This window comes from Phreatobacter aquaticus, from assembly GCF_005160265.1.
GTDB lineage: Bacteria > Pseudomonadota > Alphaproteobacteria > Rhizobiales > Phreatobacteraceae > Phreatobacter > Phreatobacter aquaticus.
This window is the reverse complement of sequence record NZ_CP039865.1, coordinates 1,640,517-1,656,597: the sequence shown is the minus strand read 5'-3', so window position 1 is coordinate 1,656,597 and position 16,081 is coordinate 1,640,517. Positions and strand designations below refer to the sequence as shown.

The 16,081-nt window shown below is 66.0% G+C and carries 16 protein-coding genes and 1 tRNA gene; 3 read left to right on the top strand and 14 right to left on the bottom strand.

Annotation, left to right across the window (positions count from 1 at the left end):
* Positions 1-62: 62 nt before the first annotated feature.
* Positions 63-138: transfer RNA gene (locus tag E8L99_RS07705), tRNA-Ala, on the bottom strand.
* A gap of 311 nt (positions 139-449) precedes the next feature.
* Between E8L99_RS07705 and E8L99_RS07700 the strand changes: the two genes are divergently transcribed.
* Complete coding sequence (locus E8L99_RS07700; protein WP_137098991.1) at positions 450-1,544, top strand: DUF2336 domain-containing protein; 1,095 nt, start codon at positions 450-452, stop codon at positions 1,542-1,544.
* Between the two features lie 36 nt (positions 1,545-1,580).
* Here the strand turns inward: E8L99_RS07700 and E8L99_RS07695 are convergent, their stop codons facing one another.
* The 11 genes from E8L99_RS07695 to E8L99_RS07645 form a co-directional block, all read right to left on the bottom strand.
* Positions 1,581-1,823: a BQ00720 family protein gene (locus E8L99_RS07695; RefSeq protein ID WP_137098990.1), complete on the bottom strand. Its 243-nt coding sequence runs from the start codon at positions 1,821-1,823 to the stop codon at positions 1,581-1,583.
* Between the two features lie 47 nt (positions 1,824-1,870).
* A complete protein-coding gene (locus tag E8L99_RS07690) occupies positions 1,871-2,299 on the bottom strand; it encodes an Hsp20 family protein (protein ID WP_137098989.1) in 429 nt (142 codons plus the stop codon).
* A 126-nt stretch (positions 2,300-2,425) separates the two neighbouring features.
* Positions 2,426-3,505 (bottom strand): sn-glycerol-3-phosphate import ATP-binding protein UgpC, encoded by a 1,080-nt coding sequence (locus tag E8L99_RS07685; RefSeq protein ID WP_137098988.1) that lies wholly within the window; start codon positions 3,503-3,505, stop codon positions 2,426-2,428.
* Positions 3,506-3,516: 11 nt separating this feature from the next.
* Complete coding sequence (ugpE, locus tag E8L99_RS07680; RefSeq protein ID WP_137098987.1) at positions 3,517-4,365, bottom strand: sn-glycerol-3-phosphate ABC transporter permease UgpE; 849 nt, start codon at positions 4,363-4,365, stop codon at positions 3,517-3,519.
* Positions 4,365-5,246 (bottom strand): sn-glycerol-3-phosphate ABC transporter permease UgpA, encoded by an 882-nt coding sequence (gene ugpA, locus E8L99_RS07675; protein WP_137098986.1) that lies wholly within the window; start codon positions 5,244-5,246, stop codon positions 4,365-4,367. Before ugpA ends, ugpE begins: the two co-directional genes overlap by 1 nt.
* Before the next feature lie 61 nt (positions 5,247-5,307).
* Positions 5,308-6,627 carry a sn-glycerol-3-phosphate ABC transporter substrate-binding protein UgpB gene (ugpB, locus tag E8L99_RS07670; RefSeq protein ID WP_137098985.1) on the bottom strand — a complete coding sequence of 440 codons (1,320 nt, stop codon included), beginning with the start codon at positions 6,625-6,627 and terminating at the stop codon, positions 5,308-5,310.
* A gap of 162 nt (positions 6,628-6,789) precedes the next feature.
* Complete coding sequence (rlmH, locus tag E8L99_RS07665) at positions 6,790-7,266, bottom strand: 23S rRNA (pseudouridine(1915)-N(3))-methyltransferase RlmH (protein ID WP_137098984.1); 477 nt, start codon at positions 7,264-7,266, stop codon at positions 6,790-6,792.
* A gap of 6 nt (positions 7,267-7,272) precedes the next feature.
* On the bottom strand, positions 7,273-7,626 hold the full coding sequence (gene rsfS / locus E8L99_RS07660; protein WP_137098983.1) for a ribosome silencing factor: 354 nt from the start codon (positions 7,624-7,626) through the stop codon (positions 7,273-7,275).
* Positions 7,627-7,802: 176 nt separating this feature from the next.
* The gene (locus E8L99_RS07655; protein WP_252511292.1) at positions 7,803-8,450 is read right to left on the bottom strand and encodes a class I SAM-dependent methyltransferase; all 648 of its coding nucleotides are present in this window, start codon (positions 8,448-8,450) and stop codon (positions 7,803-7,805) included.
* 67 nt (positions 8,451-8,517) lie between these two features.
* Positions 8,518-8,997: a protein-export chaperone SecB gene (gene secB, locus E8L99_RS07650; RefSeq protein WP_137098981.1), complete on the bottom strand. Its 480-nt coding sequence runs from the start codon at positions 8,995-8,997 to the stop codon at positions 8,518-8,520.
* A 110-nt stretch (positions 8,998-9,107) separates the two neighbouring features.
* The gene (locus tag E8L99_RS07645) at positions 9,108-9,572 is read right to left on the bottom strand and encodes an FxsA family protein (protein ID WP_137098980.1); all 465 of its coding nucleotides are present in this window, start codon (positions 9,570-9,572) and stop codon (positions 9,108-9,110) included.
* Between the two features lie 131 nt (positions 9,573-9,703).
* Here E8L99_RS07645 and E8L99_RS07640 point away from each other — a divergent pair, with 131 nt between their 5' ends.
* Complete coding sequence (locus E8L99_RS07640) at positions 9,704-11,548, top strand: extracellular solute-binding protein (protein ID WP_137098979.1); 1,845 nt, start codon at positions 9,704-9,706, stop codon at positions 11,546-11,548.
* Between the two features lie 8 nt (positions 11,549-11,556).
* Here E8L99_RS07640 and E8L99_RS07635 read toward each other — a convergent pair whose 3' ends face one another.
* The gene (locus E8L99_RS07635; protein ID WP_137098978.1) at positions 11,557-12,474 is read right to left on the bottom strand and encodes a hydroxymethylglutaryl-CoA lyase; all 918 of its coding nucleotides are present in this window, start codon (positions 12,472-12,474) and stop codon (positions 11,557-11,559) included.
* Between the two features lie 144 nt (positions 12,475-12,618).
* Here E8L99_RS07635 and E8L99_RS07630 point away from each other — a divergent pair, with 144 nt between their 5' ends.
* Entirely contained in the window at positions 12,619-13,599 is a 981-nt protein-coding gene (locus E8L99_RS07630; protein WP_137098977.1) for a quinone oxidoreductase family protein, read from the top strand.
* Between the two features lie 6 nt (positions 13,600-13,605).
* Here the strand turns inward: E8L99_RS07630 and hrpB are convergent, their stop codons facing one another.
* On the bottom strand, positions 13,606-16,065 hold the full coding sequence (hrpB, locus tag E8L99_RS07625) for an ATP-dependent helicase HrpB (protein WP_137098976.1): 2,460 nt from the start codon (positions 16,063-16,065) through the stop codon (positions 13,606-13,608).
* Positions 16,066-16,081 lie beyond the last annotated feature (16 nt).

Below are 16,081 nucleotides of genomic sequence, written 5' to 3'. Positions count from 1 at the left end.
AAGCGCGCCACGGCCAGCGCACGCTGTGGCGCCGTCACTTCATTTCACATCAATCGGGAATTTGGTGGAGCCAGGCGGGATCGAACCGCCGACCTCTTGCATGCCATGCAAGCGCTCTCCCAGCTGAGCTATGGCCCCGTTTGCCCTGTCAAGAGCGGTGGCGGACAATGGGATATCCACCGGGTTCGGCCCGCATCGCAGCGTGCCATCGCGTCTCGGGCCAAGCGGCCTTCGTTGCGGAGCGCGTGTTTGGCATATTTCATTCGTGGCATCAAGCACTGCCCGGAGGAATTTCGCACAGCCCGGACGAAAGCGCCATTTTGTCTCGAATGCCGCATAAACTTGCCGCTGTAACCCCTTTCTGCAGGCTTGCCGCAAGACCTTCTTAAGGGCCCGGGCCTAGTTTCTGTAGAGCAAAGGCGCCCACATGTTGTCCGGGCGAAACAGCAATGGCCGCCACCGAAAAGATCATCGAAGAGCTTGAGGACGTCATTGAAAACGGCCCGAGCAACCGCCGGGTGGAAACGCTGCGGCGCGTGACCGACCTTTTCCTGGTCGATGCAGCCCGCTACACCCACGAACAGGTGGCCCTGTTCGACGATGTGATCACGCGTCTCGGGCTGGCCATGGAGACGGCGGCCCGCCAGGAACTGGCCATGCGTCTCGCCCCGGTTCCGAATGCCCCGCCGACCATCATCCGCAGCCTCGCCCAGGACGACGAGATCGACGTCGCAAGGCCCATTCTGCTTCTGTGCTCGCAGCTCGATGATTCACTGCTCGCCGAGATCGCCAAGACCAAGAGCAACGAGCATCGCCTGGCGATCTCCCGCCGCCCGGTCGTCGCCGAGAAGGTGACCGATACCCTGGTTGCCCACGGCGATGGCAAGGTGATGCTGTCGCTCGCCTCCAACAATGGCGCCCGCATCTCCGACGCTGGATTCGTCCGGCTGGTCCAGCGCGCCAAGGCCGACGACCTGCTCGCGGAATGCGTGGGCATGCGGGCGGACATTCCGCCCTTCCTGTTCCGAGTCATCCTGGAAAACGCCAAGTCGCAGGTTCAGGAGCGTCTGATCGCGGCCAGCGCCGCGCGGGATCAGGCACAGGTGCGCGCGACGGTCGCCGGCATCGCCGATCGCATCGCCGTCGGTTCTGCCGATTCGCGCGACCTCACCGCCATCCACCGCGCCATGCTGGGCCGTCAGCGCAAGGGCGAACTGACCGAAGCCGCGCTGAAGGGCTTCGCCGACCAGAAGCTGTTCGACGAGACGGTCTGCGCCTTGTCGCTGTTGTGCGGGGTGAAGATCGATATGGTCGAGCGCCTGTTCCTTGGCGAGCGGCCTGACCCCATCCTGATCCTGGCGCGTTCGATCGGCCTTGCATGGCCGACTCTGAAGGCGATCCTGAAAATCCGGCCGGGTTCGGCCGGGACCTCCGAGACGGGGATCGAGGAGATCCGGGAAACCTACGCCAAGCTGACGGCCAACACGGCCTTGAGGGTGCTGCGCTTCTGGCAGATCAGAGACAGCTCGGCCCAGGCGAGCTGAGAGCCGGGCGGCCTTGTCGACCGCCCGACGAAACGCTCAGTGCAGGCTGACCGTCTCGAGTTCGTTCTGCCAGGCGCCTGCCTCGGCATCCTCGCGCCGTTCGGTCACCATGATCGGCGAGCCGTCGGCGGACACCAGCGCGAACAGATCGATGCCGGGCGGCAGGGGCGGTGCGTCAGGGAACATCCGCGACACGTCGTCGGAGCGGATCGGCTTCACGTAGGCAACCTTGGACACGCCAAGCTTGGCCAGCACGTCGGGGGAAATCTCAGAAATCATGGCCTCAAACCTCCTGGTATAGGCAGGCGGGACGCAAACTGGCGCCCTCAGTCTTGAGCGGCTATGTCGATACGCCGCACGATGCGCTCCGGTTCAGGCCGCGCAAGATCAATCGAGAGGAGCCCGTTCTTCAGGTCGGCTCCCATGACCTCCATCCCTTCCGCCAGCACGAAGACGCGCTGGAACTGGCGCGCGGCGATGCCGCGATGGATGAACATCCGTTCTTCCGCATCATCCTGCTGGCGTCCGCGGATGGTGAGCTGGCTTTCCTCGACCGTGACGTCGAGCTGATCACGGGTGAAGCCCGCCACCGCCAGCGTGATGCGCAGCCGCTCGGGCTGATTGGCACCGGCGCCGACCCGCTCGATATTGTAGGGGGGATAACCGTCGGCGGCCTTGGTGACGCGGTCGAGCACGCGCTCGATCTGGTCGAATCCCAGCAGGAAAGGCGACGACAGGGATGGTACGCGAGACATGGATCGAAGCCCTCGGCTGAGCGACATCGTATGGGCCCCTGAAGGCACCCACCGCCCCGGATCATTCCGGGACAGACCCAATATGGAGACCGATCGCCCGCGGTTCAAGACGCGGGCGGCGATCGGTCAGGTTGCGATCCGCTTGCCGGTCTCGCGGTCGAACAGGTGCAGATCCCCATGGTGAGCGAAGACCGAAACCGGGGTTCCCGGCTCCAGCAGCGCCTTGCCGGGCAGCCGGGCGATGACGACCGCGCCCGTGCCGCCGAGCGGCCCGTGGACGAAGGTCTCGGCGCCGACGGCCTCCACGGCAAGCACCGGGAATGACAAGGCCAGCGCACCATCCGGCACGCTGCCGGTGGCCACATGGAGATGCTCGGGACGGATGCCGAGCATCGCCCCACCGGCGGGCATGGGAAGGCCCGCCCCGCCCGTGATGCCGGGGACCGACCAGCCGTTCTCGCCCTGGCGCTCGACAGCGACGAGGTTCATCGGCGGCGCGCCGATGAAGCTTGCCACGAAGGTGGTCGCCGGCTTCTCGTAGAGGTCCAGTGGCTTGCCCGCCTGCTCGACCAGGCCCTTGTTCATGACCACGAGCACATCGGCCAGCGTCATGGCCTCCAGCTGGTCATGGGTCACGTAGACCGAGGTCACGCCGAGGTCGCGCTGCAGCTTCTTGATCTCGACGCGCATCTGGATGCGCAGCTTGGCGTCGAGATTGGACAAGGGCTCGTCGAACAGGAAGACCTGCGGCTTGCGGACAATGGCGCGGCCCATGGCGACACGCTGGCGCTGGCCGCCGGAGAGCTGGCGCGGCTTGCGGTCGAGGAAGGTGCCGATCTCGAGGATGCGGGCCGCCTCGCGGACGCGGGCGTCGATCTCGTCCTTGGGCGTGCCGCGATTGCGCAGGCCATAGGCCATGTTGTCGTAGACGCTCATATGCGGATAGAGCGCATAGTTCTGGAACACCATGGCGATGTCGCGTTCGGCCGGCTCCAGCTCGTTGACGCGCTTGGTGCCGATCGAGACGGTGCCGCCCGTGATGGTCTCCAGGCCGGCGATCATGCGCAGCAGCGTGGACTTGCCGCAGCCGGAGGGGCCGACCAGCACGCAGAATGCGCCGTCCGGCACGTCGATGCTGACGCCGCGCACGGCCTCCACATTGCCGGCATAGACCTTGCGGACCTGATCGAGAACGACCTCACTCATACTTTCAAATCCTACTTCTCGGTCTCGACCAGGCCTTTGACGAACAGCCGCTGCATCACGATGACGACCAGCACCGGCGGCAGCATGGCCAGGATGACGGTGGTCATGGCGAGCTGCCATTCGGTGAGCGCATCCTGCGTCACGATCATCTTCTTGATGCCGATGACGATGGTCTGCATGTCGTCGCGGGTGGTGATCAGGAGCGGCCAGAGATACTGGTTCCAGCCATAGATGAACTGGATCACGAACAGCGCGGCCACCGACGTCAGCGACAGGGGCAGAAGCGTGTCCTTGAAGAACTGCATCGGGCTCGCGCCATCGATCTTCGAGGCTTCCACCAGTTCGTCTGGCACGGTCATGAAGAACTGCCGGAACAGCAGCGTCGCGGTCGCCGAGGCGATCAGCGGAATGGTCAGGCCCGGATAGCTGTCGAGCAGGCCGAGATCGGCGACGATCTTGTAGGTCGGGTAGATGCGCACCTCGACCGGCAGCATCAGCGTCATGAAGATCAGCCAGAAGGCCGGCATGCGGAACGGAAAGCGGAAATAGACGATGGCGAAGGCGGAGATCAGCGAGATCGCGATCTTCCCGATGGCTATCGACAGCGCCATGATCAGGCTGTTCAGCATCATGCCGCCGACCGGCTGGCGGGTGGAGCTGGAGGTACCGACGAAGATCGTCCGGTAATAGTTCTCGAGGAAATGCGGGCCGGGCCTCAGCGGCATCGTGCCGTTGGCGATGGTGGCCGCGTCCCAGGTCGAGGCGATGAATGCCACATAGACCGGGAAGGCGACGATCAGGATGCCGATGAGCAGCACCAGGTGGGGCAGGAAGTCGAAGATGCTCTTGCGCTCGACCATCAGTATTGGACCTTGCGCTCGACATAGCGGAACTGGATGGCGGTCAGACCGATGACCAGGATCATCAGGATGACCGACTGGGCGGCCGAACCACCGAGATCGCCGCCGAGGCGGCCGTCGGAGAACAGCTTGTAGACGAGCGTCTCGGTGCCCTTGGCCGGACCGCCGCCGGTCGTCGCATCGATGATGCCGAACGTGTCGAAGAACACGTAGACGATGTTGACCACCAGCAGGAAGAAGGTGGTCGGCGACAGAAGCGGGAAGATGATGGTCCAGAAGCGCCGCGCGGGCCTGGCACCGTCGATGGCGGCTGCCTCGATCACGCTTTTCGGGATCGACTGGAGCCCTGCCAGGAAGAACAGGAAATTGTAGCTGATCTGCTTCCAGGTCGCCGCCATCACCACCAGCGTCATGGCGTGGTTGGAATTGAGCAGGGGGTTCCACTCGAAGCCGAGCGAGCGGATCGCCTGGGCGACCAGGCCGAGGGAAGGCTGGAACATGAACAGCCAGAGCACGCCGGCAACGGCGGGCGCTACCGCATAGGGCCAGATCAGGAAGGTCTTGTAGGCGCTGGCGCCCTTGATCTGCTTGTCGGCCTGCACCGCCAGCATCAGCGCGATCGCCAGCGAAAACCCCGCGACAAGGCCGGAGAACACCAGCGTCGTCAGCATGGAGCGGTAATAGTCCGGATTGGCGAACAGCGTCGTGTAGTTTTCCAGCCAGACGAACTCGGTCGACAGGCCGAAGGCGTCCTGGATCAGGAACGATTGCCAGACGGTCTGGGCCGCCGGCCAGTAGAAGAAGATGAGAGTGACGAGGAGCTGAGGCAGGAGAAGCGCATAGGGCAGCAGCTTGCCGTCAAAGATGACCCGCTTTTCCATCTCGGTTCTTTCGGAGGATTGGGTCGGGGCGGCCTTGTGGGCCGCCCCGACCGGGATGCGATCAGCGGCTGACGGTGCGCTCGAACTGGCGCAGCATCACATTGCCGCGGGAGACAGCGGCGTCGAGTGCGGCCTGAGCCGTCTTCTGGCCGTTCAGTGCCGCCTCCATCTCCTCGGCCCAGACATCGCGCATCTGCACCATGTTGCCGAGCCGCAGGCCACGGGAATTTTCCGTCGGCGGCTTGTTGGTGAGCTCCAGGATCGGGGTCTCGAGATAGGGATTGGCGCGATAGAAGCCCGAAGCCTTCACCTGCTCATAGGCTGCCGTCGTGATCGGCAGATAGCCGGAATCGGTGTGCAGCTTGGCCTGCCGCTCGACACTCGACAGGAACGTCAGGAAGCGGGCGACACCGCGGTATTCGGCCGCCGACTTGCCACCCATGACCCAGAGCGAGGCGCCGCCCAGGGTCGAGTTCTGCGGAGCACCGGCCACATCGGGATAATAGGGCATCGGAGCATTGGCCCACTCGAACTTCGCATTGGCGCGGACGTTGCCGTAGAAGCCAGAGGAGGTCAGCATGATCGGGCATTCACCCGAGGTGAAACGGCCTTCGCCCGTGTTGGTGCGGCCGGAATAGCTGAACGTGTTGTCACGCTGCAGTTCGACCAGGTTCTGCAGGTGGCGCACGTGCAGCGGCGAGTTGAACCTGAGCTCGGTATCGAAGCCATCAATGCCATTGGCACGACTGGCCAGCGGCACATTGTGCCAGACCGAGAACTGCTCGAGATTCAGCCAGGTGATCCAGGCCGACGAGAAACCGCACTTGTCGAAGCCAGCGGCGCGCAGGCGCTTGGCGGCCTCGAAGAGGTCGGGCCATGTCTTCGGCGGCTGGTCCGGATTGAGGCCGGCCCGGCGGAACGCGTCCTTGTTGTACCACATCACCGAGGACGACGAATTGAACGGGAACGACAGCATCTCGCCGCGCGAGGTGGAGTAGTAGCCGGCAACGGCAGGCAGATAGGCCTTCGGGTCGAACGGCTCATTGGCCTCGGCCATCAGCTGATAGACCGGCTTGATGGCGCCGCGGGCGGCCATCATGGTCGCGGTGCCGACCTCGAAGACCTGCAGAATGTGGGGCGCGTTGTTGGCGCGGAACGCGGCGATGCCGGCGTTCATCGTGTCGGGATAGGAGCCCTTGTAGGTCGGAACCACGCGGAACTCGCGCTGCGAGGCGTTGAATTCCTCTGCCAGCTTGACGACGACGTCGTTGTTGGCACCGGTCATCGCGTGCCACCACTGGATCTCGGTCTGCGCGGCGGCCGGGACGGCACTCAGGGTCATGGCAGCCACGGCTGCGATGACAATTCGGCGGTCAAACATCGAAAAACCTCCCAATGGACGCCAGAAGCGTCAATGCGGCTGGCGGTTATACCCGCGCCGTTCTTGGGTCCGCCAGATGACGGACGGATGACACTTTAATGAAGGTTGAGTGACAGGGTAAGGGGGCATCCGCCGCCTTGAAGATCCGCGCCCGTAGAACGCTCAGACCCTGTGATAGGGATGTCCCGACAGGATGGTCACCGCGCGATAGATCTGCTCGAGCGCCATCACACGGACCAGCTGGTGGGGCCAGGTCATCGCGCCGAACGAGATGACGAGATCGGCCTTGTCGCGGATCGTGGCATCGAGGCCATCCGGACCACCAATGACGAGGGTGGTCGCGTCTTCCCCGCTGTCTTTCCACTGACCAAGCCTGGCCGCGAAGGCGTCGCTGGCGATCGCCTTGCCGCGCTCGTCCAGCGCAACAATCCGGCCAGCGGCAACCTTCAGGATGCCGGCAGCCTCATCGGCCTTGCGCTGGGCACTGTCGGCTGAGCGGCTTTCGTCGAGAACGACAACATCGACCGAGCGGAAGCCGAGGGACTTGCCGGCCTTGGCCGCCCGATCCTGATAGCGGTCGGCAAGCTCTGTCTCGGGGCCGGACTTCATCCGCCCCACTGCGACCAGAAGCAGGCGCACGGCCGGTCAGCCGGCCAGACGATCGTCCGGACGGGCGGCGGTCCACATCTTCTCGAGATTGTAGAACAGCCGCACTTCGGGGCGGAAGATATGGACGATCACGTCGCCCGCATCGACCAGCACCCAGTCGCAGGCTGGCACGCCTTCAACGCGCACCTGCGAGAGGCCGGCTTCCTTCAGCGCCTGCACGACATAATCGGCCAGGGCGCCGACATGGCGATGCGAACGGCCGGAGGAGACCACCATCGCATCAGCGATGGACGTCTTGCCCTTCAGGTCGATTGTTTGCACTTCCTCGGCCTTGTTATCATCAAGGATGTCGAGGACGATTTTGAGGACTTCGGCCGGAGCGGGGCTCACGGCTTGGGTCCTGGCGGGTGACTGAGCTGCAGTCTTCCCAGGCAGGGCGGTGGTGGACAGGGGTCCGATCCTCTCGGCTTCGCGCCACGAATGAGCGCAACAAATGATACTATACCTGAAAATGTGGCGTTTGGACAACGAAACCGGATATCGGGCGGTTACATGGTCAAGAGACGTCAGCGGTCGAGGCTCCAGACGCTGGTGCGCTTGACCTCCATGTCCTCCAGCGCGCGGGTGACCGGGACCTGATATTCGGCGAGCTTGGTCAGCCGCTCACGGGGCAGATAGGTTCGTCCGGGATCGCCGATCAGCACGGTGCGGCCCGATGCGGCAAGCGGCCCGAGCCAGGCCGTCATCGCGTCGGTCATGTCGCGCTGGTAGCAGATGTCGCCGGCCAGGATCACGTCCCAGCCCTCGTCCGACCCCGTGGGATCACCGGTTCTCGCGGTGATCGCCACACCATTGGCCCCGGCATTCATGCCAACCGCCACTTCGGCGAAATCGTCGATATCGACGGCGATGACCGCCCGCGCTCCGGCCTTGGCGGCGGCGATGGCGACCAGGCCCGAGCCGGTCGCGACATCCAGAACGGTCTTGCCGCGCACGAGGTCCGGATTGTCCATCACATAGCGGGCGAGCGCCTGACCGCCGGCCCAGGCAAAGGCCCAGAAGGGCGGCGGCAGACCGATCTCTCCAAGCTCGTCCTCGGTCTTCTGCCAGAGCGCCGTCGCCTCGTCGGCCAGATGCAACCGGATCTCGGGGGCGTGCGGCACCGCGAGCAGGCGGGTATTGGCGCGAATGAATCCGGCGGGATCGTCGATCACAAGGCCTCGCAGACAGAAAAGCCGGGCAGCGAGCCCGGCTTTTCCAAAGATGCGCTGTGCGCAAGGTTCACTGCGTGAGGGCCGGACCGCCCGCCTGCGGGTTCTCGGCCATGCGCTGGCGGTAAAGCTGCGCGAAATCGACCGGATCGAGATAGAGCGGCGGGAAGCCGCCATCGCGGGTCGCATTGGCCAGGATCTGGCGGGCGAACGGGAAGATCAGGCGCGGGCACTCGATCAGCACGAGCGGGTGGATGGATTCCTGCGGCACGTTGACGATGCGGAAAATGCCGCCATAGACCAGCTCGAACTTGAACAGCAGCAGGTCCTGGGTGCGGGCATCGCCTTCGATGGTCAGCTCGACCTGGAACTCGGTGTCGGCCAGCGGATTGGCGTTCACGTTGATCTGGATGTTGATCGCCGGCTGCTCCTGCTGGGGCGTCAGTGAGCGGGGCGCATTCGGATTCTCGAACGACAGATCGCGGATATATTGCGCCAGCACGTTCAGCTGCGGCGCGGCGTCCATGTCGTTCCCGCCATTCGGGTTCATTGGTTTTTACTCCGTTCGCGCCGCGCGGGACGCGGCAGAGGCTTGAATGTCGCGCGCTCGCTAGCACGCGGGGCAAGGAGGGGCAAGAAGCCGCAGGCTTCGGCCTCCGCTCAGGGGTGACCAATCCGGGGACTGCCGGGCGGGTCAGGCCGGCGGGATTCGTCACGCCAGTCCTGCGGCTCGAGATCGACGACGCCGGGAGGGGTGGGCGAGCGGCCACTGCCGGCCGAGACGGCGCGCGAGCCGAGGAGCAGCGTCTTCAGTGCCGGGATGAGCAGGACAAGGGCAATGGCATCGGTGACGAAACCGGGAATGGCCAGCAGCAGTCCGGCGAGCGCGGTCAGAAGACCATTGCGGGCAGCCTCGTCGGACAGCACGACCACGCGCCCGGTCGCCAACTGGGCGAGCAGAAGGCGGGCGCCGCCCTTCAGCAGAACGACACCGGCGAACGATGTCGCGATGACGCCGAGGAGCGCCCCCAGGAATCCGACGCGTCCCGCCACCGCCCAGAAGGCGGCAAATTCGACAAAAGGCAGGGCGATCACGCCCAATGCCAGCCAACGCACGCGGATCATCACGATCTCCTGACGCGACCATAGCTGTGATCGCGGGTGACACAATGCAAGCGTCTTCCCGCAGCCATGGTCATCGCTATGATGTCGCACCCGAGGGCGATCGCCCCCGAGACATTGGCAGGACGAGACTCATGCGCCTTTCACGACGCACCCTGACGCTCGCGGCAGCCGCGCTGCCCTTCGCGCCGCGCCTGACACAGGCCGCTCCCGAATGGCGTCATGCCCTGTCGATGACCGGCACCGTGCGTTATCCGCCGGATTTCACCCGCACGGCTTACGTCAATCCGGCGGCGCCGAAGGGCGGCACCGTCCGCCAGTCGGTCGAGGGCGGCTTCGACAGTTTCAACACGGTGATTCCGCGCGGCACCGCGGCGCCGATCGAGAGCTATCTCTACATGCCGCTGATGACGGATTCGTTCGACGAGGTCTCGACCGCCTATGGTGCGATCTGCGATGCCGTCCACCACCCCGACGACTATTCCGCTGTCACCTACCGGATCAATCCAAAGGCGCGCTGGCACGATGGCCAGCCGATCACGCCGGAGGACATCATCTGGACCATGGAGCAGGTGAAGAAGCTCGATCCGCGGCTCGGCGCCTACTACCACAACGTCGTGAAGGTCGAGAAATCCGCCGAGCGCGAGGTGACCTTCACCTTCGATTCCAAGGGCAACCGCGAGAAGCCGCAGATCGTTGGCCAGTTGATGGTCATGCCGCGCCACTGGTGGGAGGGCACCGACGCACAGGGCCGCAAGCGCGACATTGCCCAGACGACGCTGGAGGCGCCGCTCGGCTGCGGTCCCTACCGGATCAAGAGCTTCGAGGGTGGCCGCAATCTGATCCTCGAGCGGGTCGCCGATTGGTGGGCGAAGGATCTGCCGATCTATGTCGGCCTGCACAATTTCAACGAATTGCGCTTCGACTTCTTTCGCGACGATACGGTGGAGCTGGAGGCGTTCAAGGCCGACCAGATCGATTTCCGGACCGAAATATCGGCACGGACCTGGGCCACCCAATATGATTTTCCGGCGCTGCGCGAGGGCCGCGTGATCAAGGAGACGTTCGCCGACCGCTCGAGCACGGGCATGCAGGCTGTGATCCTCAACCTGCGCCGTCGGAAATTTCAGGATGTGCGCATCCGCCGCGCGCTGACCCAGGTGTTCGACTTCGAGACGATGAACGCGAACCTGATGTTCGGAGCCTACAAGCGAACCGACAGCTTCTTCGTGAATACCGAGCTTGCCGCGCGCGGCCTGCCCGAGGGCCAGGAGCTCGCCATCCTCGAAACCGTGCGCGACCAGGTTCCACCCGAGGTCTTCACCACACCCTACAAGCCGCCGGTTGGCGGATCGCAGGACGCGCAGCGGACCAATCTGCGCGAAGCGATCCGGCTGATGGGCGAGGCGGGCTATGAGGTGCGCAACCGGCGCATGGTCAACCGCCAGTCCGGCGAACCCTTCCGCATCGAGCTGCTGCTGAATGGCCCGACCTTCGAACGGCACGCCCTCGCCTACAAGACCGCCCTGGACCGTCTTGGCGTGGAACTGGCGCTGCGGGTCATCGATTCCGCGCAATATGTGAACCGGATCCGCGAACGGAATTTCGACGCGATCCTCGGCTCGTTCGGCCAGTCCCTGTCGCCCGGCAACGAGCAGCGTGACTATTGGGGCTCGGAGGCGGCCGCGCTGCAAGGCTCACGGAACTATGCAGGCATCGTCAATCCCGCCATCGACAAGCTGATCGACCGGATCATCTTCGCGAAGGATCGGGCGGAGCTGGTTGCCGCGACGCGCGCGCTCGACCGGGTGCTGCTCGCCAACCATTACATGGTGCCGACATGGCACCTGGGCGAGCAGCGCACCGCGCGCTGGGACCGGTTCTCCAGGCCCGACACCATGCCGGAATATGGCGCGGCCGCCTTCCCGGCCATCTGGTGGTGGGACGAGGCCAAGGCCCGCAAGACCGGCGGGCGCTGAGGCGGGCGTCAGGCGGCCGTCGAGGGGAACTGACCAGCGCGGGCGACCGCCGAGGGCAGCGGCTTGCCGAGCACACCGCCGAGCCAATGAGCCGTATCGATCAGCTTGCCGAGGTCGAGGCCGGTCGCGATCCCCATCCGGTTGAACGAATAGACCAGGTCCTCGGCCGCGACATTGCCGGTGGCCGCCGGTGCGAAGGGGCAGCCGCCGACACCGCCAACCGAGGCATCGAGATAGTCGACGCCGGCGTGAACCGCCGCGATGGCATTGGCGACGCCGGTGTGGCGGGTGTCGTGAAAATGCATGCGCCATTTCACGGTGCGCGACAGGCCGTGGGCGGCCGCCATCATCTCGGTCACTTGCGTCGGCACGCCGCAACCGATCGTGTCGGCAAAGCCGATTTCGACCGGATCATGGACCAGCACGGCGCGGGCGATGTCGATGACGCGGGACAGAGCGATCTCGCCTTCGAAGGGGCAGCCGAAGCCCGTCGCGATCGAGATCGACAACGGCACGCCGGCCCCCTTCGCGATCTCGGCGACATCCGCGGCTCGCGCGGTCAGCTCGGCGCTGGTCGAGTTCTGGTTCTTCGCGGCGAAGGTGTCACTGGCGACACAGACATAATTGATCTGGTTGCAGCCGGCAGCGACCGCCCGCTCGGCACCGCGGGCGTTCAGCGCGAGGCCGATCAGCACCTTGTCCTTCCATTTCGGCAGGATGCCCGCCATCACCGCTTCCGCATCGGCCATCTGCGGCACGAGCTTGGGATGGGCGAAGCTCGTGACTTCGACCTGGCGATAACCGGCGGCAAACGAGCGTTCGATGAGCTGGATCTTGTCGGCGGTCGAGACCGGCACCTTCTCGTTCTGCAGACCGTCGCGGGGCGCGACCTCGATCAGTTCGACGCTGTTGGGCTTGGTGTTCATGGCATCCTCCGGGCCCCGGTTGTCGGAAATCGCTTAGCCGATGACAAGGCGGCCAGCCGGGGGAGTGCCATTCGCCCGCGTTGCCCTTTCCGCCCGAGTGTGGGACGGACCGGTCAGGGAATGAAACCACAAGGAACCATCGCCATGGCCACAGCCAGGATCGTTCGCGCCCATCAGCTCGGCGCCGCCAGCGTCATGCAGGTCGAGACCGTGGATATCGCCGCGCCGGGCCCGGGTGAGGTGCAGATTCGGCAGACCGCCATCGGCTTCAACTATATCGACGTCTATCAGCGGAGTGGCATCTATCCCCTGCCCTTGCCGACCGGGCTCGGCCATGAAGCGGCCGGCGTCGTCGAGGCGGTGGGTGCTGGCGTCGCCGCCGTGAAGCCCGGCGACCGCGTCGCCTATATGAATGCCGGCATCGGCGCCTATGCCGACCGCCGCAATGTGCCCGCCGACCGGCTTGTGGTCTTGCCCGACAGCGTCAGTGACGAGGTCGCCGCCACCGTCCTGTTCAAGGGCCTGACCGCGCAATATCTGCTGCGCAAGACCCATGTCGTTCAGCCGGGCGACCTGATCCTCGTCCATTCGGCGGCCGGCGGCGTCGGCCAGATCCTGTCGCGCTGGGGCAAAGCCTTGGGCGCAACCGTCATCGGGACGGCGAGCACGCCGGAGAAATGCGCCATCGCCCGGAAGGCCGGCTGCGATATCGCCATCGACTATTCGAAGGACGATTGGGTCGAGACGCTGCTTGCCGCCACCGGCGGCCGCAAGGCGCGCGTCGTCTATGATGCGGTGGGCAAGGACACGTTCCTGAAGTCGCTGGACTGCGCGGCGCCCTTCGGTCTCGTCGTGTCCTATGGCGCGGCTTCGGGACCGGCGCCTGCCATCGCGCCGGAACTCCTCAACAAGAAGGGCTGCCTGTTCATCACGCGGCCCTCGGTCTTCCCTCACAATGCTGATGTCGCGGTGTTCCGGGCCAATGCGGCCGAACTCTTCGCAGCCATCGCCAGCGGTGCCGTGACGGTTGACATCGGTGCCCGTTTCACGCTGGACGAGATCGTCAACGCCCATGAGGCGGCCGAGGCCCGCGCGACCACCGGCGCGATCCTGATCACGCCGTAACAGCTCTCAGGTGCCGCGCGGCTTCGCCCGGTGGGTGGCGGCCGCCGAGCCCGGATCATCCGGCCAGGGATGGCGGGGATAGCGCCCCTTCATCTCGGATTTCACCGCCTGGTAGGACCCTTTCCAGAAGCCGGGCAGGTCGCGCGTGACCTGCACCGGCCGATGGGCCGGTGACAGCAGCTCGACCACCAGCGGGATCTTGCCGCGCGCCACGCTTGGATGGACGGCAAGGCCGAACAATTCCTGCACGCGGATCGACAAAGTCGGCTCCTCGCCCTCGTAATCGATGGGGTGACGCTGGCCGGACGGCGCATCGAAATGGCTCGGCAGGTCGTTCTCCACCCGCCGCTTCACATCCCAGGGCACGAGCTGGTCGAGGGCAACGCCCAGATCATCGGCTCCGATCTGTGACAGCGCCGTCTTGCCGAGAATGTGCGGGCTGAGCCAGTCGGTGACACTCGTGGCCAGCGTTTCGTCCGAGAGGTCGGGAAAGCTCTCGTCGACGCGGCGGAGGAATGCGATGCGATGGCGAAGCGCCAGCTGCGACTTCGACCAGGGCAGGCGCGCGATGCCGATCGCCGCGATCCCCTGGGCCAGAGCTTCGGCGCTCGCCTCGTTCTGCGGAACCGCCAGCGTCTGCTCGCCGAGCAGGATCGCGCCGAGCCGCTTCACGCGCTTGGCCCTGAGCGCCGCAGCGGCTTTGTCGAAAGTCACCTCGTCGCGTGCCTGTATGCGGTCCGAGAACGCCTCCTCGATCTCGACCAGCGTGATGGGGGCCGCCGACAGGATGCGCGAGCGCGCGGCCATGCCGCCGATCTCGGCGACTGCCAGGAACGGCTCGCGCGCCAGCGGGGAAGCCGCATCCACCGCGCCACCCCGGCCATTCGCCAGCACGAATTCGCCGTCGCGGCCACGTGCCTTGGCGATGCGGTCGGGAAAGGCCAGGGCCAGCACCGCGCCGGCGCGCTCCGGACCCGAGCCGATATCGGGAGCCGCCTGAACCTCCCTGAGCCAGCCCTGCGCCATGCGACGGCTGTCCTCGGCGCGCCGCCCGCGTTCGTGGCGCAGACGGTCCAGCCGGTAGCCCAGATGGACATCGTCGCCGCCAAGGCCGCGTTCGGAGACCAGAAGTGCCAGATCGGCTGCGATCCGGCCCTCGCCCCGGCGGGCCCCGTCGACCACCATGCGGGCAAGCCGGACGCTGAGCGGCAGCGCCCTGAGCTGCCGGCCCTCGTCGGTGATCCGGCCTGTGCCATCGAGCGCGCCCAGCGTCTCCAACAGCAGCCGGGCTTCCGCCAGGGCCGGCTTCGGCGGCGAATCGAGAAAGCTCAGCGTCAGCGGATCTGTGACGCCCCAGGCGGCGCAGTCGAGCAGCAGGGAGGAGAGGTCGGCCGCCAGGATTTCCGGCGTCGCATAGGCCGGGAACGATCCCTCCTGCGCCTCTTCCCAGAGACGGTAGCAGATGCCCGGCTCGGTGCGGCCGGCCCGGCCGCGCCGCTGGTCGGCAGCGGCGCGCGACACCCGCACGGTTTCCAGCCGCGTCAGACCGAGATCGGGCTCGAAACGCGGCACGCGGGCAAGACCTGAATCGACCACCACCCGCACGCCCTCGATGGTCAGCGAGGTCTCGGCGATCGAGGTTGCCAGCACAACCTTGCGGCGGCCGGCGGGCGCGGGCTCGACGGCCCGGTCCTGTTCGCGCGGATCGAGCGCGCCGAACAGCTGGACGATGTCGACGGCGGGGTCCTTCACCGTCGCGGCCAGCATCTCGCCCGTGCGGCGGATCTCGGCCGCGCCGGGCAGGAACACCAGCACCGAACCCGGCTCCTCGGCCAGCGCCCGCCTGACCGTGCGGGCGACCTCGTCCTCCAGCCGCGCGACGGGATCGCGGCCGACGAAGCGTGTCTCGACGGGAAAGGCGCGGCCCCGGCTTTCGACGACCGGCGCATCGCCCAGAAGTTTCGCGACCCGCGCGCCATCGAGGGTCGCCGACATGACGAGGATACGCAGGTCGTCGCGCAGGGCGCCCTGGGCGTCGAGCGCCAGCGCAAGCCCCAGATCGGCATCGAGGCTTCGCTCGTGGAACTCGTCGAACAGCACCGCCGACACGCCGGCAAGCGTCGGGTCGTCGAGGATCATGCGGGTGAAGATGCCCTCGGTGACCACCTCGATGCGGGTCTTCGCCGAGACCCTGGAGCCGAAGCGCACGCGCAGGCCAACCGTTGCCCCGACCGGCTCGCCCAGCGTCTTCGCCATGCGGTCGGCCACCGCGCGGGCGGCGATCCGGCGGGGTTCGAGAACGAGGATCTTGCCCTCGGCGGCCCAGGCCTCGCGCGCCAGAACCAGCGGCACGCGGGTCGACTTGCCGGCGCCGGGCGGGGCGACCAGAACGGCGCGGGCATGGCCGGACAGCGCCAAAGTCAGCGCCGGCAGGGCCTCGTCGATGGGCAGGTGCGTATCGAACACGAAGGGCGTTTACGGG

What these genes read in the sequence shown, in the direction of transcription:
- E8L99_RS07640 (WP_137098979.1), top strand. Translation starts at nt 9,704, where the DNA reads ATGCGCCTTTCACGACGCACCCTGACGCTCGCGGCAGCCGCGCTGCCC.
- E8L99_RS07635 (WP_137098978.1), bottom strand. Translation starts at nt 12,474, where the DNA reads ATGAACACCAAGCCCAACAGCGTCGAACTGATCGAGGTCGCGCCCCGC.
- ugpA (WP_137098986.1), bottom strand. Translation starts at nt 5,246, where the DNA reads ATGGAAAAGCGGGTCATCTTTGACGGCAAGCTGCTGCCCTATGCGCTT.
- E8L99_RS07695 (WP_137098990.1), bottom strand. Translation starts at nt 1,823, where the DNA reads ATGATTTCTGAGATTTCCCCCGACGTGCTGGCCAAGCTTGGCGTGTCC.
- E8L99_RS07630 (WP_137098977.1), top strand. Translation starts at nt 12,619, where the DNA reads ATGGCCACAGCCAGGATCGTTCGCGCCCATCAGCTCGGCGCCGCCAGC.
- ugpE (WP_137098987.1), bottom strand. Translation starts at nt 4,365, where the DNA reads ATGGTCGAGCGCAAGAGCATCTTCGACTTCCTGCCCCACCTGGTGCTG.
- E8L99_RS07645 (WP_137098980.1), bottom strand. Translation starts at nt 9,572, where the DNA reads ATGATCCGCGTGCGTTGGCTGGCATTGGGCGTGATCGCCCTGCCTTTT.
- E8L99_RS07690 (WP_137098989.1), bottom strand. Translation starts at nt 2,299, where the DNA reads ATGTCTCGCGTACCATCCCTGTCGTCGCCTTTCCTGCTGGGATTCGAC.
- ugpB (WP_137098985.1), bottom strand. Translation starts at nt 6,627, where the DNA reads ATGTTTGACCGCCGAATTGTCATCGCAGCCGTGGCTGCCATGACCCTG.
- E8L99_RS07685 (WP_137098988.1), bottom strand. Translation starts at nt 3,505, where the DNA reads ATGAGTGAGGTCGTTCTCGATCAGGTCCGCAAGGTCTATGCCGGCAAT.
- E8L99_RS07700 (WP_137098991.1), top strand. Translation starts at nt 450, where the DNA reads ATGGCCGCCACCGAAAAGATCATCGAAGAGCTTGAGGACGTCATTGAA.
- secB (WP_137098981.1), bottom strand. Translation starts at nt 8,997, where the DNA reads ATGAACCCGAATGGCGGGAACGACATGGACGCCGCGCCGCAGCTGAAC.